1 pseudogene is annotated in these 230 nt (G+C 69.1%); it reads left to right on the top strand.

Annotation, left to right across the window (positions count from 1 at the left end):
• Nucleotides 1–18: 18 nt before the first annotated feature.
• Nucleotides 19–230, top strand: a pseudogene (locus KVT37_RS33250) (flagellar M-ring protein FliF); the annotation flags it as partial.

Raw genomic sequence — 230 nt, 5'->3', positions numbered from 1 at the left:
AATTTCAAAAGCTTCGGCGTGAGGCGTCTGGCGCTCATGGGCGGCATCGCGGCCCTGGTCATGGCCGCCATCGGCGTTGCCTCGGTCTATCTCAACCGCCCGGCCTACGAGACGCTCTATGTCGGCCTCGTGCGCTCCGATGTGAACCAGATCGGCCTGGTGCTGGCCGCCGCCGGCATCGGCTTCGATGTCGGCTCCGTCGGCACCTCGGGGCCGGGGCCGGCCGGCAC

This window comes from Mesorhizobium sp. GbtcB19 (assembly GCF_019091085.1).
Classification (GTDB): Bacteria; Pseudomonadota; Alphaproteobacteria; order Rhizobiales; family Rhizobiaceae; genus Mesorhizobium.
Note: the sequence above shows the minus strand (reverse complement) of the source record. Positions and strands in the feature narration are given on the sequence as shown.